The sequence below is a fragment of the Nocardia sp. NPDC003693 genome (assembly GCF_053981095.1).
The window spans coordinates 1-15,572 of sequence record NZ_JBSFNO010000032.1; the positions used below are offsets into that span (position 1 = coordinate 1).

At 70.5% G+C, this 15,572-nt stretch carries 16 protein-coding genes; 9 read left to right on the top strand and 7 right to left on the bottom strand.

All coding sequences use genetic code 11. The annotated features are described in order from the left end of the window. Nucleotides 1-114 precede the first annotated feature (114 nt). The 4 genes from ACWDOP_RS28605 to ACWDOP_RS28620 all read right to left on the bottom strand — a co-directional run bounded on the left by ACWDOP_RS28605 (nucleotide 115) and on the right by ACWDOP_RS28620 (nucleotide 3,493). On the bottom strand, nucleotides 115-828 hold the full coding sequence (locus tag ACWDOP_RS28605; RefSeq protein ID WP_454206668.1) for an MBL fold metallo-hydrolase: 714 nt from the start codon (nucleotides 826-828) through the stop codon (nucleotides 115-117). 70 nt (nucleotides 829-898) lie between these two features. Continuing rightward, nucleotides 899-1,867: a homoserine O-acetyltransferase/O-succinyltransferase family protein gene (locus ACWDOP_RS28610; RefSeq protein WP_456347509.1), complete on the bottom strand. Its 969-nt coding sequence runs from the start codon at nucleotides 1,865-1,867 to the stop codon at nucleotides 899-901. 124 nt (nucleotides 1,868-1,991) lie between these two features. Further along, nucleotides 1,992-2,963: a carbohydrate kinase family protein gene (locus ACWDOP_RS28615; RefSeq protein ID WP_456347510.1), complete on the bottom strand. Its 972-nt coding sequence runs from the start codon at nucleotides 2,961-2,963 to the stop codon at nucleotides 1,992-1,994. Nucleotides 2,964-3,139: 176 nt separating this feature from the next. Beyond that, nucleotides 3,140-3,493 carry a HesB/IscA family protein gene (locus ACWDOP_RS28620; RefSeq protein WP_354991175.1) on the bottom strand — a complete coding sequence of 118 codons (354 nt, stop codon included), beginning with the start codon at nucleotides 3,491-3,493 and terminating at the stop codon, nucleotides 3,140-3,142. A gap of 219 nt (nucleotides 3,494-3,712) precedes the next feature. On the opposite strand from ACWDOP_RS28620, the gene ACWDOP_RS28625 reads away from it, so the two are divergent. Next, on the top strand, nucleotides 3,713-4,369 hold the full coding sequence (locus tag ACWDOP_RS28625; protein WP_456347511.1) for a DUF3043 domain-containing protein: 657 nt from the start codon (nucleotides 3,713-3,715) through the stop codon (nucleotides 4,367-4,369). 112 nt (nucleotides 4,370-4,481) lie between these two features. Here the strand turns inward: ACWDOP_RS28625 and ACWDOP_RS28630 are convergent, their stop codons facing one another. Next, nucleotides 4,482-4,718, bottom strand: coding sequence for a hypothetical protein (locus ACWDOP_RS28630; protein WP_456347512.1), 237 nt, complete (start codon nucleotides 4,716-4,718; stop codon nucleotides 4,482-4,484). Then, nucleotides 4,715-4,837, bottom strand: a complete 123-nt coding sequence (locus tag ACWDOP_RS28635) for a hypothetical protein (RefSeq protein ID WP_454206677.1) — start codon at nucleotides 4,835-4,837, stop codon at nucleotides 4,715-4,717. Before ACWDOP_RS28635 ends, ACWDOP_RS28630 begins: the two co-directional genes overlap by 4 nt. Nucleotides 4,838-4,923: 86 nt before the next feature. On the opposite strand from ACWDOP_RS28635, the gene ACWDOP_RS28640 reads away from it, so the two are divergent. The 8 genes from ACWDOP_RS28640 (at nucleotide 4,924) to ACWDOP_RS28675 (ending at nucleotide 14,650) form a co-directional block, all read left to right on the top strand. Then, a complete protein-coding gene (locus tag ACWDOP_RS28640; protein WP_456347513.1) occupies nucleotides 4,924-5,889 on the top strand; it encodes a helix-turn-helix domain-containing protein in 966 nt (321 codons plus the stop codon). Nucleotides 5,890-6,005: 116 nt separating this feature from the next. Continuing rightward, the gene (gene cobT / locus ACWDOP_RS28645) at nucleotides 6,006-7,976 is read left to right on the top strand and encodes a nicotinate-nucleotide--dimethylbenzimidazole phosphoribosyltransferase (protein WP_456347514.1); all 1,971 of its coding nucleotides are present in this window, start codon (nucleotides 6,006-6,008) and stop codon (nucleotides 7,974-7,976) included. 417 nt (nucleotides 7,977-8,393) lie between these two features. Further along, nucleotides 8,394-9,137, top strand: coding sequence for an adenosylcobinamide-GDP ribazoletransferase (locus ACWDOP_RS28650; RefSeq protein WP_456347515.1), 744 nt, complete (start codon nucleotides 8,394-8,396; stop codon nucleotides 9,135-9,137). 243 nt (nucleotides 9,138-9,380) lie between these two features. Next, entirely contained in the window at nucleotides 9,381-10,217 is an 837-nt protein-coding gene (gene erm / locus ACWDOP_RS28655; RefSeq protein ID WP_456347516.1) for an ErmE/ErmH/ErmO/ErmR family 23S rRNA (adenine(2058)-N(6))-methyltransferase, read from the top strand. Between the two features lie 281 nt (nucleotides 10,218-10,498). Further along, nucleotides 10,499-11,299, top strand: a complete 801-nt coding sequence (locus ACWDOP_RS28660; protein WP_456347517.1) for a bestrophin-like domain — start codon at nucleotides 10,499-10,501, stop codon at nucleotides 11,297-11,299. An 85-nt stretch (nucleotides 11,300-11,384) separates the two neighbouring features. After that, complete coding sequence (locus ACWDOP_RS28665; protein ID WP_456347518.1) at nucleotides 11,385-12,272, top strand: hypothetical protein; 888 nt, start codon at nucleotides 11,385-11,387, stop codon at nucleotides 12,270-12,272. Nucleotides 12,273-12,463: 191 nt separating this feature from the next. Further along, entirely contained in the window at nucleotides 12,464-13,285 is an 822-nt protein-coding gene (locus ACWDOP_RS28670) for a PaaX family transcriptional regulator C-terminal domain-containing protein (RefSeq protein WP_456347568.1), read from the top strand. Between the two features lie 168 nt (nucleotides 13,286-13,453). Further along, on the top strand, nucleotides 13,454-14,650 hold the full coding sequence (locus ACWDOP_RS28675) for a saccharopine dehydrogenase family protein (RefSeq protein ID WP_456347519.1): 1,197 nt from the start codon (nucleotides 13,454-13,456) through the stop codon (nucleotides 14,648-14,650). Nucleotides 14,651-14,669: 19 nt separating this feature from the next. On the opposite strand, the gene ACWDOP_RS28680 is transcribed toward ACWDOP_RS28675, so the two are convergent. Next, nucleotides 14,670-15,524: a MetQ/NlpA family ABC transporter substrate-binding protein gene (locus ACWDOP_RS28680; RefSeq protein ID WP_456347520.1), complete on the bottom strand. Its 855-nt coding sequence runs from the start codon at nucleotides 15,522-15,524 to the stop codon at nucleotides 14,670-14,672. Nucleotides 15,525-15,572 lie beyond the last annotated feature (48 nt).

Below are 15,572 nucleotides of genomic sequence, written 5' to 3' on the forward strand. Positions count from 1 at the left end.
GCGCGCGGGACCCGTGCCGGGGTCGAAGGCCCACTGCGCGATCGGCCCGGCGGCCTGCCAGTAGAGGGCGCCGTTCCCGAAGACATTCGGCGCGAGCGCGTTTCGGTCGGTGCGTCAGCTGGGCATGAACATCTGCCACTGTTCCAGGGTCTGGGGGCGCATCACGTAGTTCTTCTCGCGGATGTGGGACAGGCTCGCGCTGGGCTCCTCGGAGTACCAGTGGCCGGGGTACACCACCGGGTTGCCGGGGAGGTCGGCGAGGTTGCGGAGGCTGTGGAACATCGCCTCGGAATCGCCGCCGGGGAAGTCGGTGCGGCCGCAGCCGTCCACGAACAGGGTGTCGCCGGCGATCAGGCGGTCCTCGAACAGGAAGCACTGGCTGCCGGGGGTGTGGCCGGGGGTGTGCAGGAGCTCGATGTCGAAGGCGCCGACCGAGACCTTGTCGCCGTGGGCGTGGCCGGTCAGGGCGCTGGGGGCGATGCCGGTCACGTTCGCGACCCAGGGGAGTTCCTCGGCGTTGACGTGCACGGGGACGTCGACGTTCTCGAGGAGTTCCTTCACGCCGTTGAGGGTGAAGCCCATCATCGTGCCGCCTACGTGGTCGGGATGGTGGTGGGTGGCGAGCACGCCGCTCAGGCGCATCCCGTCTTCTTCGGCGATGGCGACCAGGTCGGCCGCGGCGTAGGCCGGGTCGACCACCACGCACTCGCCGGTGTCGCGGTCGCCGATCAGGTACGCGAAATTGCGCATCTGGGTGGCGATGGGATCACCGACCGCCCAGTCGCGTCCGGCCAGCAGCTGACGAAAGTACAAACGGTCGGAACCCATGCCCGACAGCCTATTGCCCCGGATCGGCGATGGCGCATTCGGACCGGCGACGCGGTTCGGGCGGGTCGCGCTACGCCGACAGCAGTTCCCGTTCGGCGCGGGCTTCCTCGATCGAGCGGAGCCAGTTGGCGAAGAACAGGCGGGAATGGGCGGACCAGTCCCGGGCGACCCCGGTCCCGTCCAGCGGCAGCGGGAAGTTCTCCAGCAGGGCCGGATCACGCTGGGCGCGAACGAGTTCGGCGTGGTCCAGCAGCTCCGCGTAGACCTCGCCGGGGAAGTAGCCGAGCGGGACGTCCGGGAACGGCAGGGCCGGGTTCGCGAGCCAGCGGCGCAGATCGCGGCGGTACTCGCGGGCCATGGTGTCGTGGAAGTACTCGGGGTGACCCTGGAGGAAGACGTGGCGCAGGCCGTCGGGGGAGCAGGCCAGCTGCCACTGGGCCGCCTCGGAATCGAGCAGGATCGGCACCGCGGCCGCGCGCAGATCCGCGGAGGTCATGACGTTCCAGCGGGAGTGCGGGACGGGCACCGAGCCGGTCAGGCCCGCGGTCAGGCGCTCGATGCCGTTGCCGGCCAGGCCGATCGGGGTGATGTCGTCGGCGTCCGAACCCAGGTCGGGGTAGACGGTGTGCGCGAAGACCCCGTGCTGTCTGCGGGGCAGGCGGTGTCTGTCCACCCCGTGCAGCAGATGCAGTGCGGCGTGGGCGGATTGGCAGGAGAACAGCAGCGAGGTCGCCTCCGCGCACTCGGCGAGCAGGCGGGCGACGACGGCGGTGCACGGTTCGGCGGCGATGGGGGCGGCGCTCGGTTCACTGCCGCTGATGATGAGGGCGTCCATCTCGGCCATCCCGGCCCAGTCGGCGAGGTCGGCGGACTCCCGCGGGTCTATGCCGAAAACCGTTGTTTCGAAACGGTTCTCGTTCGGCACCCCGGTGGGGTCGAGCTGGGCGGTCGCTCCCGCGACCGCGTCGAGGAACACCCGTCGCGTCATGCTGTCGGGCGACATCGAGAGCAGATCGACGACGCCGATCCGTACCACCATCATCAGGTCCTTCGATGAGTGCTGAATGGGGAAAGAGCTATGTGACCGGGGTGCGGGTCCGGCGCAAGAAGAACCGCACGCCGATCACATGATCAGCGTGCGGTATGAAAAAGTCCGGCAGGTGTCAGCGAAGAATCGCTTCGATGTCGGAAGCGGCCTCGGCGCCGTACGCCTCACGCAGGCGCTTCAGGGCGACATCGGTGTCCAGGGTCCACTCCTGGGTGCCGACGGTTTCCAGGATCAGCACCGCGATGAGCGAGCCGAGCTGGGCCGAGCGCTCCAGGGACAGACCCGCGGAGTGGCCGGTGAGGAAGCCCGCGCGGAAGCCGTCGCCGACGCCGGTCGGATCGACCTTCGCGTTGTCCGGGACCACGTCCACGTGCAGCTCGGTGCCGTCGCGGTCGACGATCTTGGCGCCCTTCGAGCCCAGGGTGGTGACCCGAATGCCCACGCGCTCACCGACTTCGGCCTCGGACAGGCCGGTCTTGGACAGCAGCAGGCCCCACTCGTACTCGTTGGTGAACAGGTACGCCGCGCCGTCGATGAGCGAGAGCGCCTGCTCGCCGTCCAGGCGGGCCAGCTGCTGGGAGGGGTCGGCGGCGAACGGGATTCCGGCCGCGCGGCTCTGCTCGGTGTGCCGGACCATGGCGTCGGGATCGTTCGCGCCGACCAGAACCAGCTCGAGCTCGCGGCCCGCGGCCAGGTCGCCGATCGCGATCTCGCGGGCCTCGCTCATGGCGCCCGGGTAGAAGGAGGCGATCTGCGCCATGGATTCGTCGGTGGTGCAGACGAATCGGGCGGTGTGCGCCTCGGTCGAGATGCGCACGGCCGAGCAGTCGACGCCGTTGGACTCGAGCCACTGCCGGTACTCGGCGAAGTCGGGGCCGACCGCGCCGACCAGCAGCGGGGTCCGGCCGAGCAGGCCCATGGCGTAGGCGATGTTGCCGGCGACGCCGCCGCGGCGGATCACCAGATCATCGACGAGGAAGCTGAGCGACACGTGCTGGAGCTGATCGGCGAGCAGCACATCGGAGAACTTCCCCGGGAAGCGCATGAGGTGATCGGTGGCGATCGAGGCGGACACGGCGATGGTCACGGGCGTCAATCCTTCAGGTGACATGCGCTGCGCACACCTGGGTGCGGGACGCGAGCCGGCGGTGGGAGGGTGCGGAACGTGCTGTACGTCACGGCCGCACTTCGAAAATACACTGGGTCGAGCACACGACAGCGCGGAACATCTCCGTGGAGATGTTCCGCGCCGGTTCGTTCAGATCAGTTGAAGCTGTCGCCGCACGCGCAGGAGCCGGTGGCGTTGGGGTTGTCGATGGTGAAACCCTGCTTCTCGATGGTGTCGACGAAGTCGATCGAGGCGCCCTGGATGTAGGGGGCGCTCATGCGGTCGACCGCGAGCTTGACGCCGCCGAACTCGACGACCAGGTCGCCGTCCAGGCTGCGATCGTCGAAGAAGAGCTGGTAGCGCAGGCCGGCACAGCCACCGGGCTGCACGGCGATGCGGAGCGCCAGGTCGTCGCGGCCCTCCTGGTCGAGCAGCGCCTTCGCCTTGGCGGCAGCGGCGTCCGTCAGAGTCGCACCATGAGCGGTGGTGGTCTCGTTCTGCACAGTCATGAACTCTCCTAAAGGACCTGTTTTCAACCCGTGAGAAGCGCACGGCTCGTCCGCTGTCAACGCACCTTCGCGGGCGGCTATTCCCAATCGTACGCGGCGGCTATGGCGGCGGCTGGCCACGGGTTGTGGTCGCTACAGAGTAGCCGGTCGGCGGCATGACACACAGAACGGACCGACCGGAGTTTTCTCCCGGACACGCCATCGAATAGCCTGGTCGGCGTGAAGTTCCTGCGCCGTGGCGAGACCAGCCCCTCCGAGACCACAGCGGCCGAGGCCGGTGGCACGGCGACGGTCGCGGATCGTCCGTCGACCGCCGGTAAGGGCCGTCCCACGCCCAAGCGGCGCGAGGCCGAGGCCCGTAAGCGCGGGCCCGTCGCGCCCGCGCCCAAGACCTCGAAGGAGGCGCGGGCCCGGCGCAAGGAGATCAAGGGGTCCCAGACCAAGGCCGAGCGCAAGGCGTCCTCGGCCGAGCGCCGGGCGCAGGTGCAGGATCGCCGGGCGCGGATGCTCGCCGGTGAGGAGCAGTTCCTGCTGCCGCGCGACAAGGGGCCGGTGAAGGGGTACGTGCGCGATATCGTCGACGCCCGCCGGAACCTGCTCGGGTTGTTCATGCCCCTTGCGCTGGTGTTGATCCTGAGCATGATCCTGTCGCCGGCGTTGCAGGCGATCGTCACGCTCGGCATGCTGATCATGATGCTGTTCATGATCATCGAGGGCATCGTGCTCGGCCGGATCGTGAACAACCGTGTGCGCGAACGGTTCCCCGATGCCAAGGAATCCAGCTTCTCGCTCGGCTGGTACGCGTTCGTGCGCGCCTCGCAGATTCGCCGCATGCGCGCGCCGAAGCCGCGGGTCGGCGCCGGGGACAGCGTCTAGTCGCAGAGTCGTCGAAAGCAGCGAGGCCGCCGGGTATTCCGGCGGCCTCGCTGTTTTTCGGGACATGGTGCGTGGTGCTCGGGCATCGTCGGCGGGCGGGTGCGGGTGCGGCTCACCCGTGTTCGCGCACGGACGCGATGGCGCGCAGCTCCAGGGAAGCGCGTTCGAGATCTCGATCGTGGATGCCGCTGGATCCGATGCGCTGCCAGGTGGATTCGGCGTGGAAGGGCACCGCGCGGCCGGCGGCGGCGAACAGGGCGGCGAGGCGGGTGAACATGGCGGCTGCTCGGGATTCTGTGGTCGCGGCGGGACGGGACGTGGCGCGGTAGCGCGGGGCGATGGTGGTCATGCGTGGTCCTCGCTGTTCCGGAGGGTGTCGGTGGCGCCGTGGGCCATGGCGGCGAAGGTGAGGTAGCCGAGCGCGCTCATGGCGGTTCCGGCGGTGGTTATTGCGACGAGCGGGTGCATGGCAGTAAGTTTTCTTTAGTGCAGTTCCTGCCAACAGTGGCAGTTCTGACATTGTTCGCAAAGATCCGGCCAGGTAGGGTGGGCCCATGCTCTCGAAGGTCTCGGTCGTGCTCAACGACCGTCTCGCCATGTTCGAATTCGGCGTGGTCTGTGAGGTTTTCGGGCTCGATCGCACGATGGACGGGCTGCCCGGGTTCGACTTCCGGGTGTGCGGGGCCGAGGCCGGGAAGCCGCTGAGCACCTCCACCCCCGGGATCCAGGTGACGCCGGAATACGGGCTCGATCAGCTGCTCGACGCGGATCTGGTGGCGATTCCGGCCTTTCCGTTCGCGGCGCTGCAGAACGTGGACGACCGGGTCGTGGCGGCGGTGCGCGCGGCCGCGGACAACGGGGCGACGGTGCTCACCGTGTGTTCGGGGGCGTTCCTGGCGGGGCTGGCCGGGCTGCTCGACGGGCGCAAGTGCACCACGCACTGGCGGTACGTCGAACAACTGGCGCAACAGTTTCCGCAGGCCACCGTCGATCCCGACGTGCTGTTCGTGGACGAGGGGAACCTGATCACCAGCGCCGGGACCGCGGCCGGGATCGACGCCTGCCTGCACCTGGTGCGGCGGGAACTGGGCAGTTCGGTGGCCAACGCCGTCGCCCGGCGCATGGTGGTGCCGCCGCAGCGGGACGGCGGGCAGCGGCAGTTCATCGAACGGCCCGTGGTGGATTGCAGTTCGGACAGCCTCAGCGACACCCTGCACTGGATGGGCGAGCACCTCGAGCTGCCGCACACCGTGGAATCGCTGGCCGAGCGCACCGCCATGTCGACCCGGACCTTCGCGCGGCGATTCGCGGCCGAGACCGGGACCACGCCGGTGAAATGGCTGACCGGACAGCGGATTCTGCTCGCCAAGCAATTGCTGGAGGACACCGACCTGGATCTCGAGTCGCTCGCGCACCGCTGCGGGTTCGGATCCGGGGCGCTGCTGCGGCATCACTTCCAGCGGCAGGTGGGGATCGCGCCGGTGGAATACCGGCGGCGGTTCGGGGCGCGGGTGTCCTAGCGCGCCGGGTCGGATTCGGGTGGTTCGGGGCGCGGGGCGCGTCCGCTCCGGTGATGCGGCGCGTGGCGAGTCGTGCCAGTCGGTCCGGACGGCCGTGCGGTTGATAACGTGCTGTCGTGTCGCACACTGCTCAGACAACCGATCGACCGCTGCGGACGCTGGTGCTCGGTGGAGCCCGGTCCGGGAAGTCGGCCTTCGCGGAACAACTGGCCGAATCCGCCGCGGGCGCGGCCGGGCAGGACGGGGCGGTGCGCTACATCGCCACCGCGGTGCCGGACCCGGGTGATCGCGATTTCCTCGAACGCATTGCGGCGCACCGCGCCCGGCGGCCGGGGAACTGGACCGTGGTCGAGGGCGATCCCGTTGCCGCGCTGAAGGCGCCGGCCACCGCCACGCTGATCGACGACCTCGGGACCTGGCTGACCGCGCGCGTGGACGCGCGGGCCGCGTGGGGCGCCCCGCGCGGGACGGTCGCGCCGGACTTCGAGGCGCTGGTCGCCGCCGTGTCGGGGTACGAGCACCGGCTGGTGATCGTGAGCCCCGAGGTCGGGTTGAGCGTGGTGCCGTCGTCGCCGTCGGGGCGGCTGTTCCGGGACGAGCTCGGCACGCTGAATCAGATGCTGGCGCAGGTGTGCGACGAGGTGTATCTCGTGGTCGCGGGGCAGGCGCTGCGCGTGAAGCCCGATGCGGGCGGGGTGGCGGCGGTGCCGTCGAAGACGGCCGACGCAGCGGGTGGGGCGGCCGTCGTCGTGGCCGGTGCGACCGCGGGTGTGGCTGCCGCGCAGGCGTTCTCGACCTCGGAGGCCCCGGTGGCCGGGGCCGCGGACTTCGATGTCGCGGCGGTCGAGGATGCGCGGGGCGCTGTGGCGCAAGACTTCTCGGGCGCGACCGGTGTTCAGGCCGAGGCTTCCGGTGCGGCGGGTAACGGCGCTGCCGCGGCGGGCGCGGTGGCGGTCGATGCAAGTGTGGGTGTCGCCGGGGTCTCCGGTGGGGGACCGGACTTCTCGAAGAAGGCGGTCGCCGAGGTCTCGTTCGGGGCCGTGCCGGGACCGGACGCGGCGGTGCGGCTCGAGGCCGTGGCGCGGCAGGGGTCGCTGACCAAGCCGGGCGGGGCGCTGGGGCGGCTGGAGCGGCTGGCCAACTGGGTCGCCGCGTGCCAGGGGGTGTGCCCGCCGCGGCAGTTCGAGCGGGCGCGGGTCGTGGTGTTCGCGGGTGACCACGGGGTCGCCGAGCACGGGGTGTCGGCGTATCCGAGCGCGGTGACCGGGCAGATGGTGGCGAACTTCCTGGCCGGCGGGGCCGCGGTGAACGTGCTCGCGCGGGTCGCCGACGCCACCGTGCGGGTGGAAGACATTGCGGTGCAGGGGGATACCGCGCCGGAGATCTCGCGGCACAAGGTGCGGCGGTCCAGCGGGTCCATCGACCGGGAGGACGCGCTCAGCGCCGAGGAGGTGCGGGCCGCGCTCGCTGCGGGCGCCGCGATCGCCGACGAGGAGATCGACTCGGGCGCGGATCTGCTGATCGCCGGTGACATGGGTATCGGCAACACGACGCCCGCGACCGTGCTGATCGCGACCATCACCGATACCGAGCCGGTGGTGGCGGTCGGTCGCGGCACCGGGGTCGACGACGCCGGCTGGATTCGCAAGACCGCCGCGATCCGCGACGCCATGTGGCGGGCGCGGCCCTTCGCGAAGGAGCCGATCGACCTGCTGCGCACCGCGTCCGGGGCCGACTTCGCCGCGATGGCGGGCTTCCTCGCGCGGGCCGCCGAGCGCCGGACCCCGGTGATCCTGGACGGTGTCGTCGTGACCGCGGCCGCGCTGGTGGCCAATCAGCTGGCGTCGGGTGCGAGCGAATGGTGGGTCGCCGGGCACCGCTCGAGCGAGCCGTCGCACAAGATCGCGCTCGACCGCCTCGGCATGGAACCGCTCCTGGATCTGGACATGCGCCTCGGCGAGGGCTCGGGCGCGCTGACCGCCCTGCCGGTCCTGCGCGCCGCGGTCGCGACCCTCGGCGAGATGGCGACCTTCGCCGAAGCGGGCGTTAGCACGGCCGACGAGACGGTCGAACCCGCCGGTGCCTAGTGCTCCGGCGCCGAACGCCGGGCCGAGTGGCCCGGTGGGAGACGCGGCGCGGTCGGTCGCTGCTCGTGTCACAAGTGGTAGCCCACGGCGCTTACGCGGAAGCACATTGGTGAGCTTGTGCCCCAACCGGTCTGCGCCGACGGGGCGGTACGTCATGTCCGGGTCCGCGCGGGCTCGCCCGGCTTCCAGTGATTCGAACTTCTCGCGTACCGCCGCTGAGTCGCCATGCACGCGAGGCGAAGGCTCGGCGCGAGAAACGGTGGGGGCTTCGAAGTGCCCTGTCGTCAGTGCCCCTGCTCGTCGAGCCCCGGTCGGCGATGGGCGTCTGCCGCTCGAGTGCGGTGGTGACCGGTCGTGCGCTGGTGTGGCGACCGGCCCGATCGCCGCAATTCGTCCCGGTGGTGTCCGGGGGCTCCGGTGAACCCGGTGCGGCTGGTGGTTTCGTGGTTGACCGTCATCCCGGTGCGGGGGCCGGACGACGTCGACCGGGCGGGGGCGGGGCGGGCTATCGGGCTCGCGCCGCTCGTGGGGGTTTTGCTCGGGCTCGGGGCCGCGGGGGTTATGTGGGGGCTCGACGTGCTCGGTGGGGCAGCCTTGCTGGCGGGGTTTGTCGCGGTGGCGGGGCTGGGGATTATTACGCGGGGGATGCATCTCGACGGGCTGGCGGACACCTTCGACGGGCTCGGGAGTTATGGGCCGCCGGAGCGGGCGCGGGAGATCATGAAAAGTGGTGGGGCGGGGCCATTCGGGGTGGCGGCGCTCGTTTTTATCATTGCGTTGCAGGCGGTTTCGTTCGCGGGGCTGGTGGAGGCGGGGCGGTGGGCGGCGGTGGTGCTCGCCGTCGCGGTCGGGCGGGTCGCGGTGGTCGTGGCCTGCCGGCGGGGGATCGAGGCCGCGCCGGGGGCCGGATTCGGGGCGCTGGTCGCCGGTACGCAGGGGCCGGGCGCGGTGCTCGGGTGGAGTGGGATCGCCGTGGCAGCATCGGTGTTCGTCACCGGCGAGGTGTGGATCGGGCCGACCGGGGTCGCGCTCGCGCTGGGGCTGGTGTGGGTGCTGGTGCGGCACTGCGTGCGGCGGTTCGGCGGGCTGAACGGCGATGTGCTCGGGGCCGCACTGGAACTCGCGGTCACCGTCGCGGCCGTGATATTCACCCTGGGCTGAGACCGGAGCGGCGCCGCCGAGGGTCGGCGATGCACGAGCCGCAGGCCGGCGGTGCGGTAATTCGATTGCGGGGGCCGCGACGGGTTCCTAGGGTGAGCGCCATGGCATGTCACTTCTTCGTGCGTTTGCGTTCCGACCGGGCTCTGGCCCGCTAGCGGACGCAGACGTCATTCGCGCGTCCGCAGGCGCGCCCAGGGCCCTTCGAGACCTCTTTCCTCTCGAAGACCCGGAAGGGCACTCGCTGTGGCGCAAAAATTCTCATCCCATACCTCCGGATACCGGAACTACTCCCATGCCCAGGGCAAGGTCGGCGCGAGCGGCGGGCACACACCCCGCGACCGAGCCCGGCGCGAACTGTCGCAGAACTTCCTCGTCGACCCGCGCGCCGTCGAATCGATCGTGCGGGCCGCCGAACCGAGCGGGGTCGTACTCGAACCCGGCGCCGGCGACGGTGCGGTGACCCGCGCGCTGGCCGCGCGCGGCGCGCGGGTGACCGCGTACGAGATCGACCCGTTGCTGGCGGCGAAGCTGTCCGCGCGGACCCGGGCGGACGGTGGAATCCGCGTCGTCCGAGGCGATTTCATCCGGGCGCGACCGCCGCGCGAGCCGTTCGCGGTGGTGGGCAACATCCCGTTCTCGCGCACGGCCGCGATCGTGGACTGGTGCCTGAACGCACCTGCGCTCACCTCCGCGACGCTGCTCACCCAGCGTGAGTACGCGCGCAAGCGCACCGGCGACTACGGTCGCTGGAGCCTGGTCACCGCGGCGACCTGGCCGTGGTTCGGCTGGGAACTGCGCGCGGGCGTCGGCCGGGAGAGCTTCCGGCCCGTGCCCGCCGTCGACGCGGCGATCCTGCGGATCCAGCGCCGGGCCGAACCGCTGGTGCGCGACCGCGCGGGGTTCACCGCGCTGGTGGAGCTGGGCTTCACCGGGGTCGGCGGATCGGTGCGGGCGTCGCTGCGCACCCGGTACCGGGGCGTGGACGCGGCGCTGGCCGCGGCCGGTATCGCACCGGACACCGTGGTGGGGTACGTGCATCCCGAGCAGTGGATCACGGTGTACGACAGGCTGTCCGCGTAAAGCGCCGGGGCCGAGCCGATTTCGAAGTCGACTCGGCCCCGGACCCGTGATACCGCCGCTGTCGTTCGATTCGCGGTCCGTCGATATGCGCCGAATCGGAAGAATGAGTCGATGGGTTATCGATCCGGAAATGGAGACCGACCGGACGGTCGTTTATATGAATTCGATTGCGCTATAACAGTTTAGTTGCTGTACGCAATCCGCTCCGCCCGCAGCCCCGAATATGTTCATGAATGAGTTCCCCCGTGGCCTGGGAGGCGGAGTCGAGTATGGCGTTGCAAATGGGTGCTCTCATACTGTTCGCGGCGGTGGCGGTCGCCGTATTCGTACTCGGCGATCGGATGCGGCCCAAGCGGTGGCGGCACGATGACGACGAGGCTTCCAGCACCATGGTGCTGGACCTGGTGAATATGTTCTTCGCGGCCATTGTGGCCTTCGTGGTCGTCATTCTCTGGCAGCAATACGACAATGCGCACGCGCACACCGTGGCCGAGGGCAAAGCGCTGGTCGTCACGTACGAAGCGGCCAACGATATGCCCGCGGCCGATCGCGCGCAGATTCAGTCCCTGGTCAAGGAATACACCGAAGGCGTCATCACCGACGAGTGGAAATCCATGGACGTGGACGCGGCGCTGAGCGAGACCACGCAGGCGAGCTTCGACGATCTGCGCGCGGCGGTGGGCGCGGTGAGCTCGACCGATCCGGACGTCAAGGATCTGGTCGAGAAGGCCGACGGCGCACTGGATGTCATCGCCGAGGCCAGGTACGACCGGGCGCTGGACGCCGAATATCGGCTGCCCACCTTCATGTACGTGGCGCTGTGGTTCGGCACCGGCATGCTGCTGGTCGGCACGGTGCTGTCCGGGATGGCGGTCACCAAGCGCAGCATTCTCATGACCGCGCTGTTCGGCTTCGTGGTCGGCGCGGTGATTCTGGCGGTGTACCAGCTCGATCGGCCTTTCGGCGGCGGCAACGTCATCTCCAAGGAGGCCTACGAGCTCGCGATCTCGCGGTTCGAGCAGATTCCGGCGCCCGAACCCGCGGTCCAGGTCGACCCCGCGATCAGCGTGACCCCGCGCTGATCGGGCCGGGGCGGACGAGTCACTCGCACAAGGCATTCGGAGACAGACGATGGGGCGACAACGGCGAGCCACACGGGGGCTCGCGATGGCGACGGCGGTGCCCGCGGCCGCACTACTACTCGCGGTACAGCCGGGAACGGCGCTCGCACAGCCGGATCTGCCGTCGCCGGGTGAGATCCTCAGCGGCAGCGCCGGTTCGGAGGGATCCGCCGGCGGTGCGATCGACGCGCCGTCCGGTAGTGCGCTGGGACTCGGCACCGGCGGGTCGGCGGGCAGCGGATCCGGCGGCGGGGCGCCTTCGGGCAGTGCGCTGGGGTTGCCCGATGCCGCTGCCGCCGTGGGCATTCCACTGGAGACCGGCAGTGCGGCGGGGATCATCGAGCCGGTGCTCGACGCGGTCGAGGCGCTCGCGCTGACCAGCGGGCACGCGGCGGCGGCCGCGCCGGGCACGCTCGGGGAATCCCTGGGCTTCGAGAACGGCAGCGTGCTGACCGCGTGCACCGGCAGCGCGGTCGCGGGCAGCGCGATCCTGGCGCTGGGCATTGTCACCGGCAGTGGATTCGGTTCCGGGCTCATCGGGCCCGGATTCGTGCCCGGCTCCAGCGGTTTGGTCGGGCCGGGCTCGAGCGGGCTGGGCAGCGTGGTGGTCGGCAGCGCGGTCCTCGGCAGCGCGGGGCTGACCTGTCTGCTGCTGTTGCCCATGCCGCTGGCCTCGCCCGGTATCCCGCTCGGTTTCCCGGCCTCGCCGGCGGCGGCTCCCGCGCCCGCGCCGGAGGTGATTCCGGTTGTCCCGCAGCTCGTGCCGTTCCTGCCGCCCCCGCCGCGGGTCGTGCCCCCGCCGCCGCGCGCGTTCCCGGCGAGCGAACCGCTGCCCGAACCCGAGCCGTGGTCGGCGTTGCAGATGATGACCGTCATCGTGCTCACGATCATCGCCGCGACGCGTGCCAAGATCGCGCGCGGCCGCGGTGAGTGAGTCGACGGGCGCCCGGCCCGTTAGGTGATATCCGGCGCGGCGGTGACGTGACGGGCGTGTGCCCGGCGGGCCGGGTGGGACGCGCGCGATCGTAGGATGGGGGCCGGCGACCGAGGGATCGGAAAGGGTGTGCGGTGGGCAGCGAGGACGGCGAGAGCGTCGGCATACCCACCCGCACGCTGGTCGAGAGCATGCTGCGGGCCGATTCCACCATCGACGCCGGGGAGTTGTACGCGGTCGGCAACGCGCTCGGGATGAGTGATCAGCAGGTGCGGCTGTGTGTGCGCCGGCTGATCGGCGACGGGCAGGTCGTGCAGGAGGGGCGCGGGCGCAAGGCGGTGCTGCGGGCGACCGACGCGCTGCGACGGTCGGTCGCGCCGAACGCGGACTACCTGCGGTACATGTACGCGCAGGATCGCGGGGACGCGCCCTGGGACGGGGTGTGGCGCCTGGTGGCGTTCGCGGTGCCTGAGACCGCCCGCCAGGCCCGTGATGCCATGCGGGACACGATCGTTCACCTCGGCGGCGCCGCGATTCAGGGCGGGCTGTACGTGTGTGCGAACCCGTGGGAGTCGCGGATACACGCCGCCGCACGGGAATTCGAGGTCGAGGGCTACCTCAGCACCATGACCTCGACGGATCTGCGCGTCGGGGAGATTCACGCGCCTCGCGAACTCGCCGCGCGCCTGTGGCCGCTGGAGCGCCTGGCGGCGGGCCAGCGCCGGCTACTGTCCGCCGCCGAACGGCACCTCGACCGCCTGTGCGGTGCCGAGCCGCTCACCCGGACCGACTACCTGACCATCGCGATCGAGCTCGCCGCCGAGTTCTCCCGCGCGACCGATCCCGACCCCCTCCTCCCGCCCGAGTTGCTGCCCGCGCCGTGGCCGGGCGCGGCGGCGCGCGCCGCGGTGGCGCGGTGCTGGGCGGAGTTGATCGAAGCCCGTGCGGGCGAGTCGATTCAGCTGTTCGACGTGTACGCCGACGTGCTGGACGAGGTCGCCGTCGGACGGTGACGAGTCCGTTCGCGGCCACCGTGTGGTGGCCGGCGGGCATCGGCGGTTCGTGGCCTGTCGTGCGGGTCGCCGGAGAACCGAGCGCCCGTCATATCCTCGTATCCGAGTAAACGTTCGTGCTACCGTCGATCGTGGGCGATATGAACGTTTTGATCTTGGGAGGGCGTTATGCGGGTACTGGCTCTGGGCGGGGCGGGGGCCATGGGGGCCGCGGCGGCGGGGGCCGTTGCCGGGGTGGCGGGGGTGACGGAAGTCGTTGTCGCGGACCGGGATCTCGGTGGGGCGCAGCGGGTCGCGGCGGGGTTGGGAGCGGCGGGGGTTCGGGTGCGGGCGGTGCGGGTGGACATCACCGACGCGGTGGAATTACGGGAGGCGCTCGGGGACGTCGACGTCGTGCTCAACACCGTGGGGCCGTACTACGAGTTCGGGTTGACCGTGTTGGGGGCGGCCATCGAGGCGGGGGTGCACTACCTCGACATCTGTGACGACTGGGAGCCGACGCTGGACATGCTCGGGCTCGACGAGCGGGCGCGAGAGGCGGGAGTGTGCGCGATCGTGGGGATGGGAGCCAGTCCGGGGGTCAGTAACCTGCTGGCGCTGTCGGCGGCGCGGCGGTTCGAGGTGCTGCGGGACGTCTACACCGCGTGGCCGGTGGATGCCGGGGGCATGGATCCGGACCGGTCGGAGCTGTCCGGGCCGGGCGGGAAACCGTCTGCCGCCGTGGTGCATTGGATGCAGCAGGTGAGCGGGACCGTCGCACAGGTGCGGGACGGGCGGGTGAGCCGGCGGCGGCCGCTGCGCGCGGTGCGGCTGGACTTGCCGGGCGGGCTGGGCGGAACGGCGTACACCTGCGGCCACCCGGAGCCGGTGACGCTGCATCGCACGCTGCGCCCGACCGGGGAGTCGGCCAACCTCATGATCGTCAAGCCCGCGACGGCCGCCTACCTCGACTCGCTGCGCCGCGACATCGACGCCGGGAAGCTCACCAATGCCGAGGCCGCCGCGCTGGTCCTCCAACCCGGGGTGCTGCGCGGGCTGAAGGCGGCGATCGCGTCGCTGTGGTTCGCCGCGCCCCGCACGCTCCCGCCGTTCTTCGCGGTGGCGACCGGCACGCGGGAAGGCCGCGAGGAGACGGTGCTGGCTCGCCTGCCCGAGCGGCTGGAGCGGTTCGCGCTGACCGCCGACATGGCCACGGTCACCGGGGTTCCCTTGGCGCTGGGGCTGTCCCAGGTCGTCGACGGCACCGCGCGCCGTCCCGGGGTGCATCCGCCCGAGGCGGTCGTGGACCCCGAACGTCTCCTCGCCGACCTGGCCCGCCACCTCGGGATCACCGAGACCGCCGAGGTGGTGCTGCGAAGAGCTTGACCGGCAGGGGAATTCGGGACTACCGGCGGAACTTCGCCTCGAGTTCGGTCGCGGTCGCCTGCAGATCGGCCGGGGTGTTGTACTTGAAGATGCCCCGGTAGCCGGACTCCTCCTTGATGGCCTGCTCGACCTCGGGATCGTGATAGATCTCGGTCAGCTTCAGATAGGTCGGATTGTCCTTGTCCGCGGCGCGGGCGGCGAAGACGTTGATGTACTGCTTGAGATCCGGGCGCTCCGGGTCGTCGGTGTAGATGATCTCGTTCGCGGTCAGGCCCGCCGGGCGCGCGAAGGTGTCGTCCACGAAGGCGGCGGCCACGCTGTCCAGCGACTGCGCGGTCAGGGTCGGGTCGATGGGGGTCAGACGCACCTTGGAGGCGTCCCGGTCCACGTCCTCGATCTTGGAATCCCAGCTCGCGCCGTTCTTCAGTACGACCAGCCCCGCCGCGGCCAGGCTCAGCAGCGGCCGCACCTGGTTCGCGGGATTGTTGCTCAGGGTGATCTCGCCGCCCCGCGGGATATCCGTCACGGACCTGTACTTCTTCGAATACAGCGCGAGCGGGAAGACCTCGGTCGCGCCGATGGGTACCAGGGTGTCGTTGTTGCGGGCGTTGTAGTTGGCCAGATAGCGCACGTGCTGGAACTTGTTGAGGTCCACCTGTCGCTGGGACAGCGCGGGATTCGGCTGGTTGTAATCGCTGAAACTGACGTACTCGACGGTGATGCCCGCGGCGGCGGCCTTGCTCTTGAAGACCTCCCAGTGCGGCAGCGCGAGATCGTTCACACCGATGCGCACCACGTCCGAGGGGTGGTCCCTGCCACAGGCGGCGGTCAGGGCCAGCGCGAACAGGAGTGGAATCACCAGAAGACGGCGCATTTGTCGCATTTCAGGCAAAGTAGCCGCGCGGCGGCACCCGGCGGCAGT

What these genes read in the sequence shown, in the direction of transcription:
- ACWDOP_RS28670 (WP_456347568.1), top strand. Translation starts at nt 12,464, where the DNA reads ATGCTGCGGGCCGATTCCACCATCGACGCCGGGGAGTTGTACGCGGTC.
- ACWDOP_RS28620 (WP_354991175.1), bottom strand. Translation starts at nt 3,493, where the DNA reads ATGACTGTGCAGAACGAGACCACCACCGCTCATGGTGCGACTCTGACG.
- ACWDOP_RS28660 (WP_456347517.1), top strand. Translation starts at nt 10,499, where the DNA reads ATGGGTGCTCTCATACTGTTCGCGGCGGTGGCGGTCGCCGTATTCGTA.
- ACWDOP_RS28610 (WP_456347509.1), bottom strand. Translation starts at nt 1,867, where the DNA reads ATGGTGGTACGGATCGGCGTCGTCGATCTGCTCTCGATGTCGCCCGAC.
- ACWDOP_RS28630 (WP_456347512.1), bottom strand. Translation starts at nt 4,718, where the DNA reads ATGACCACCATCGCCCCGCGCTACCGCGCCACGTCCCGTCCCGCCGCG.
- ACWDOP_RS28635 (WP_454206677.1), bottom strand. Translation starts at nt 4,837, where the DNA reads ATGCACCCGCTCGTCGCAATAACCACCGCCGGAACCGCCATGAGCGCG.
- ACWDOP_RS28680 (WP_456347520.1), bottom strand. Translation starts at nt 15,524, where the DNA reads ATGCGCCGTCTTCTGGTGATTCCACTCCTGTTCGCGCTGGCCCTGACC.
- ACWDOP_RS28675 (WP_456347519.1), top strand. Translation starts at nt 13,454, where the DNA reads ATGCGGGTACTGGCTCTGGGCGGGGCGGGGGCCATGGGGGCCGCGGCG.
- ACWDOP_RS28665 (WP_456347518.1), top strand. Translation starts at nt 11,385, where the DNA reads ATGGCGACGGCGGTGCCCGCGGCCGCACTACTACTCGCGGTACAGCCG.
- ACWDOP_RS28605 (WP_454206668.1), bottom strand. Translation starts at nt 828, where the DNA reads ATGGGTTCCGACCGTTTGTACTTTCGTCAGCTGCTGGCCGGACGCGAC.
- ACWDOP_RS28640 (WP_456347513.1), top strand. Translation starts at nt 4,924, where the DNA reads ATGCTCTCGAAGGTCTCGGTCGTGCTCAACGACCGTCTCGCCATGTTC.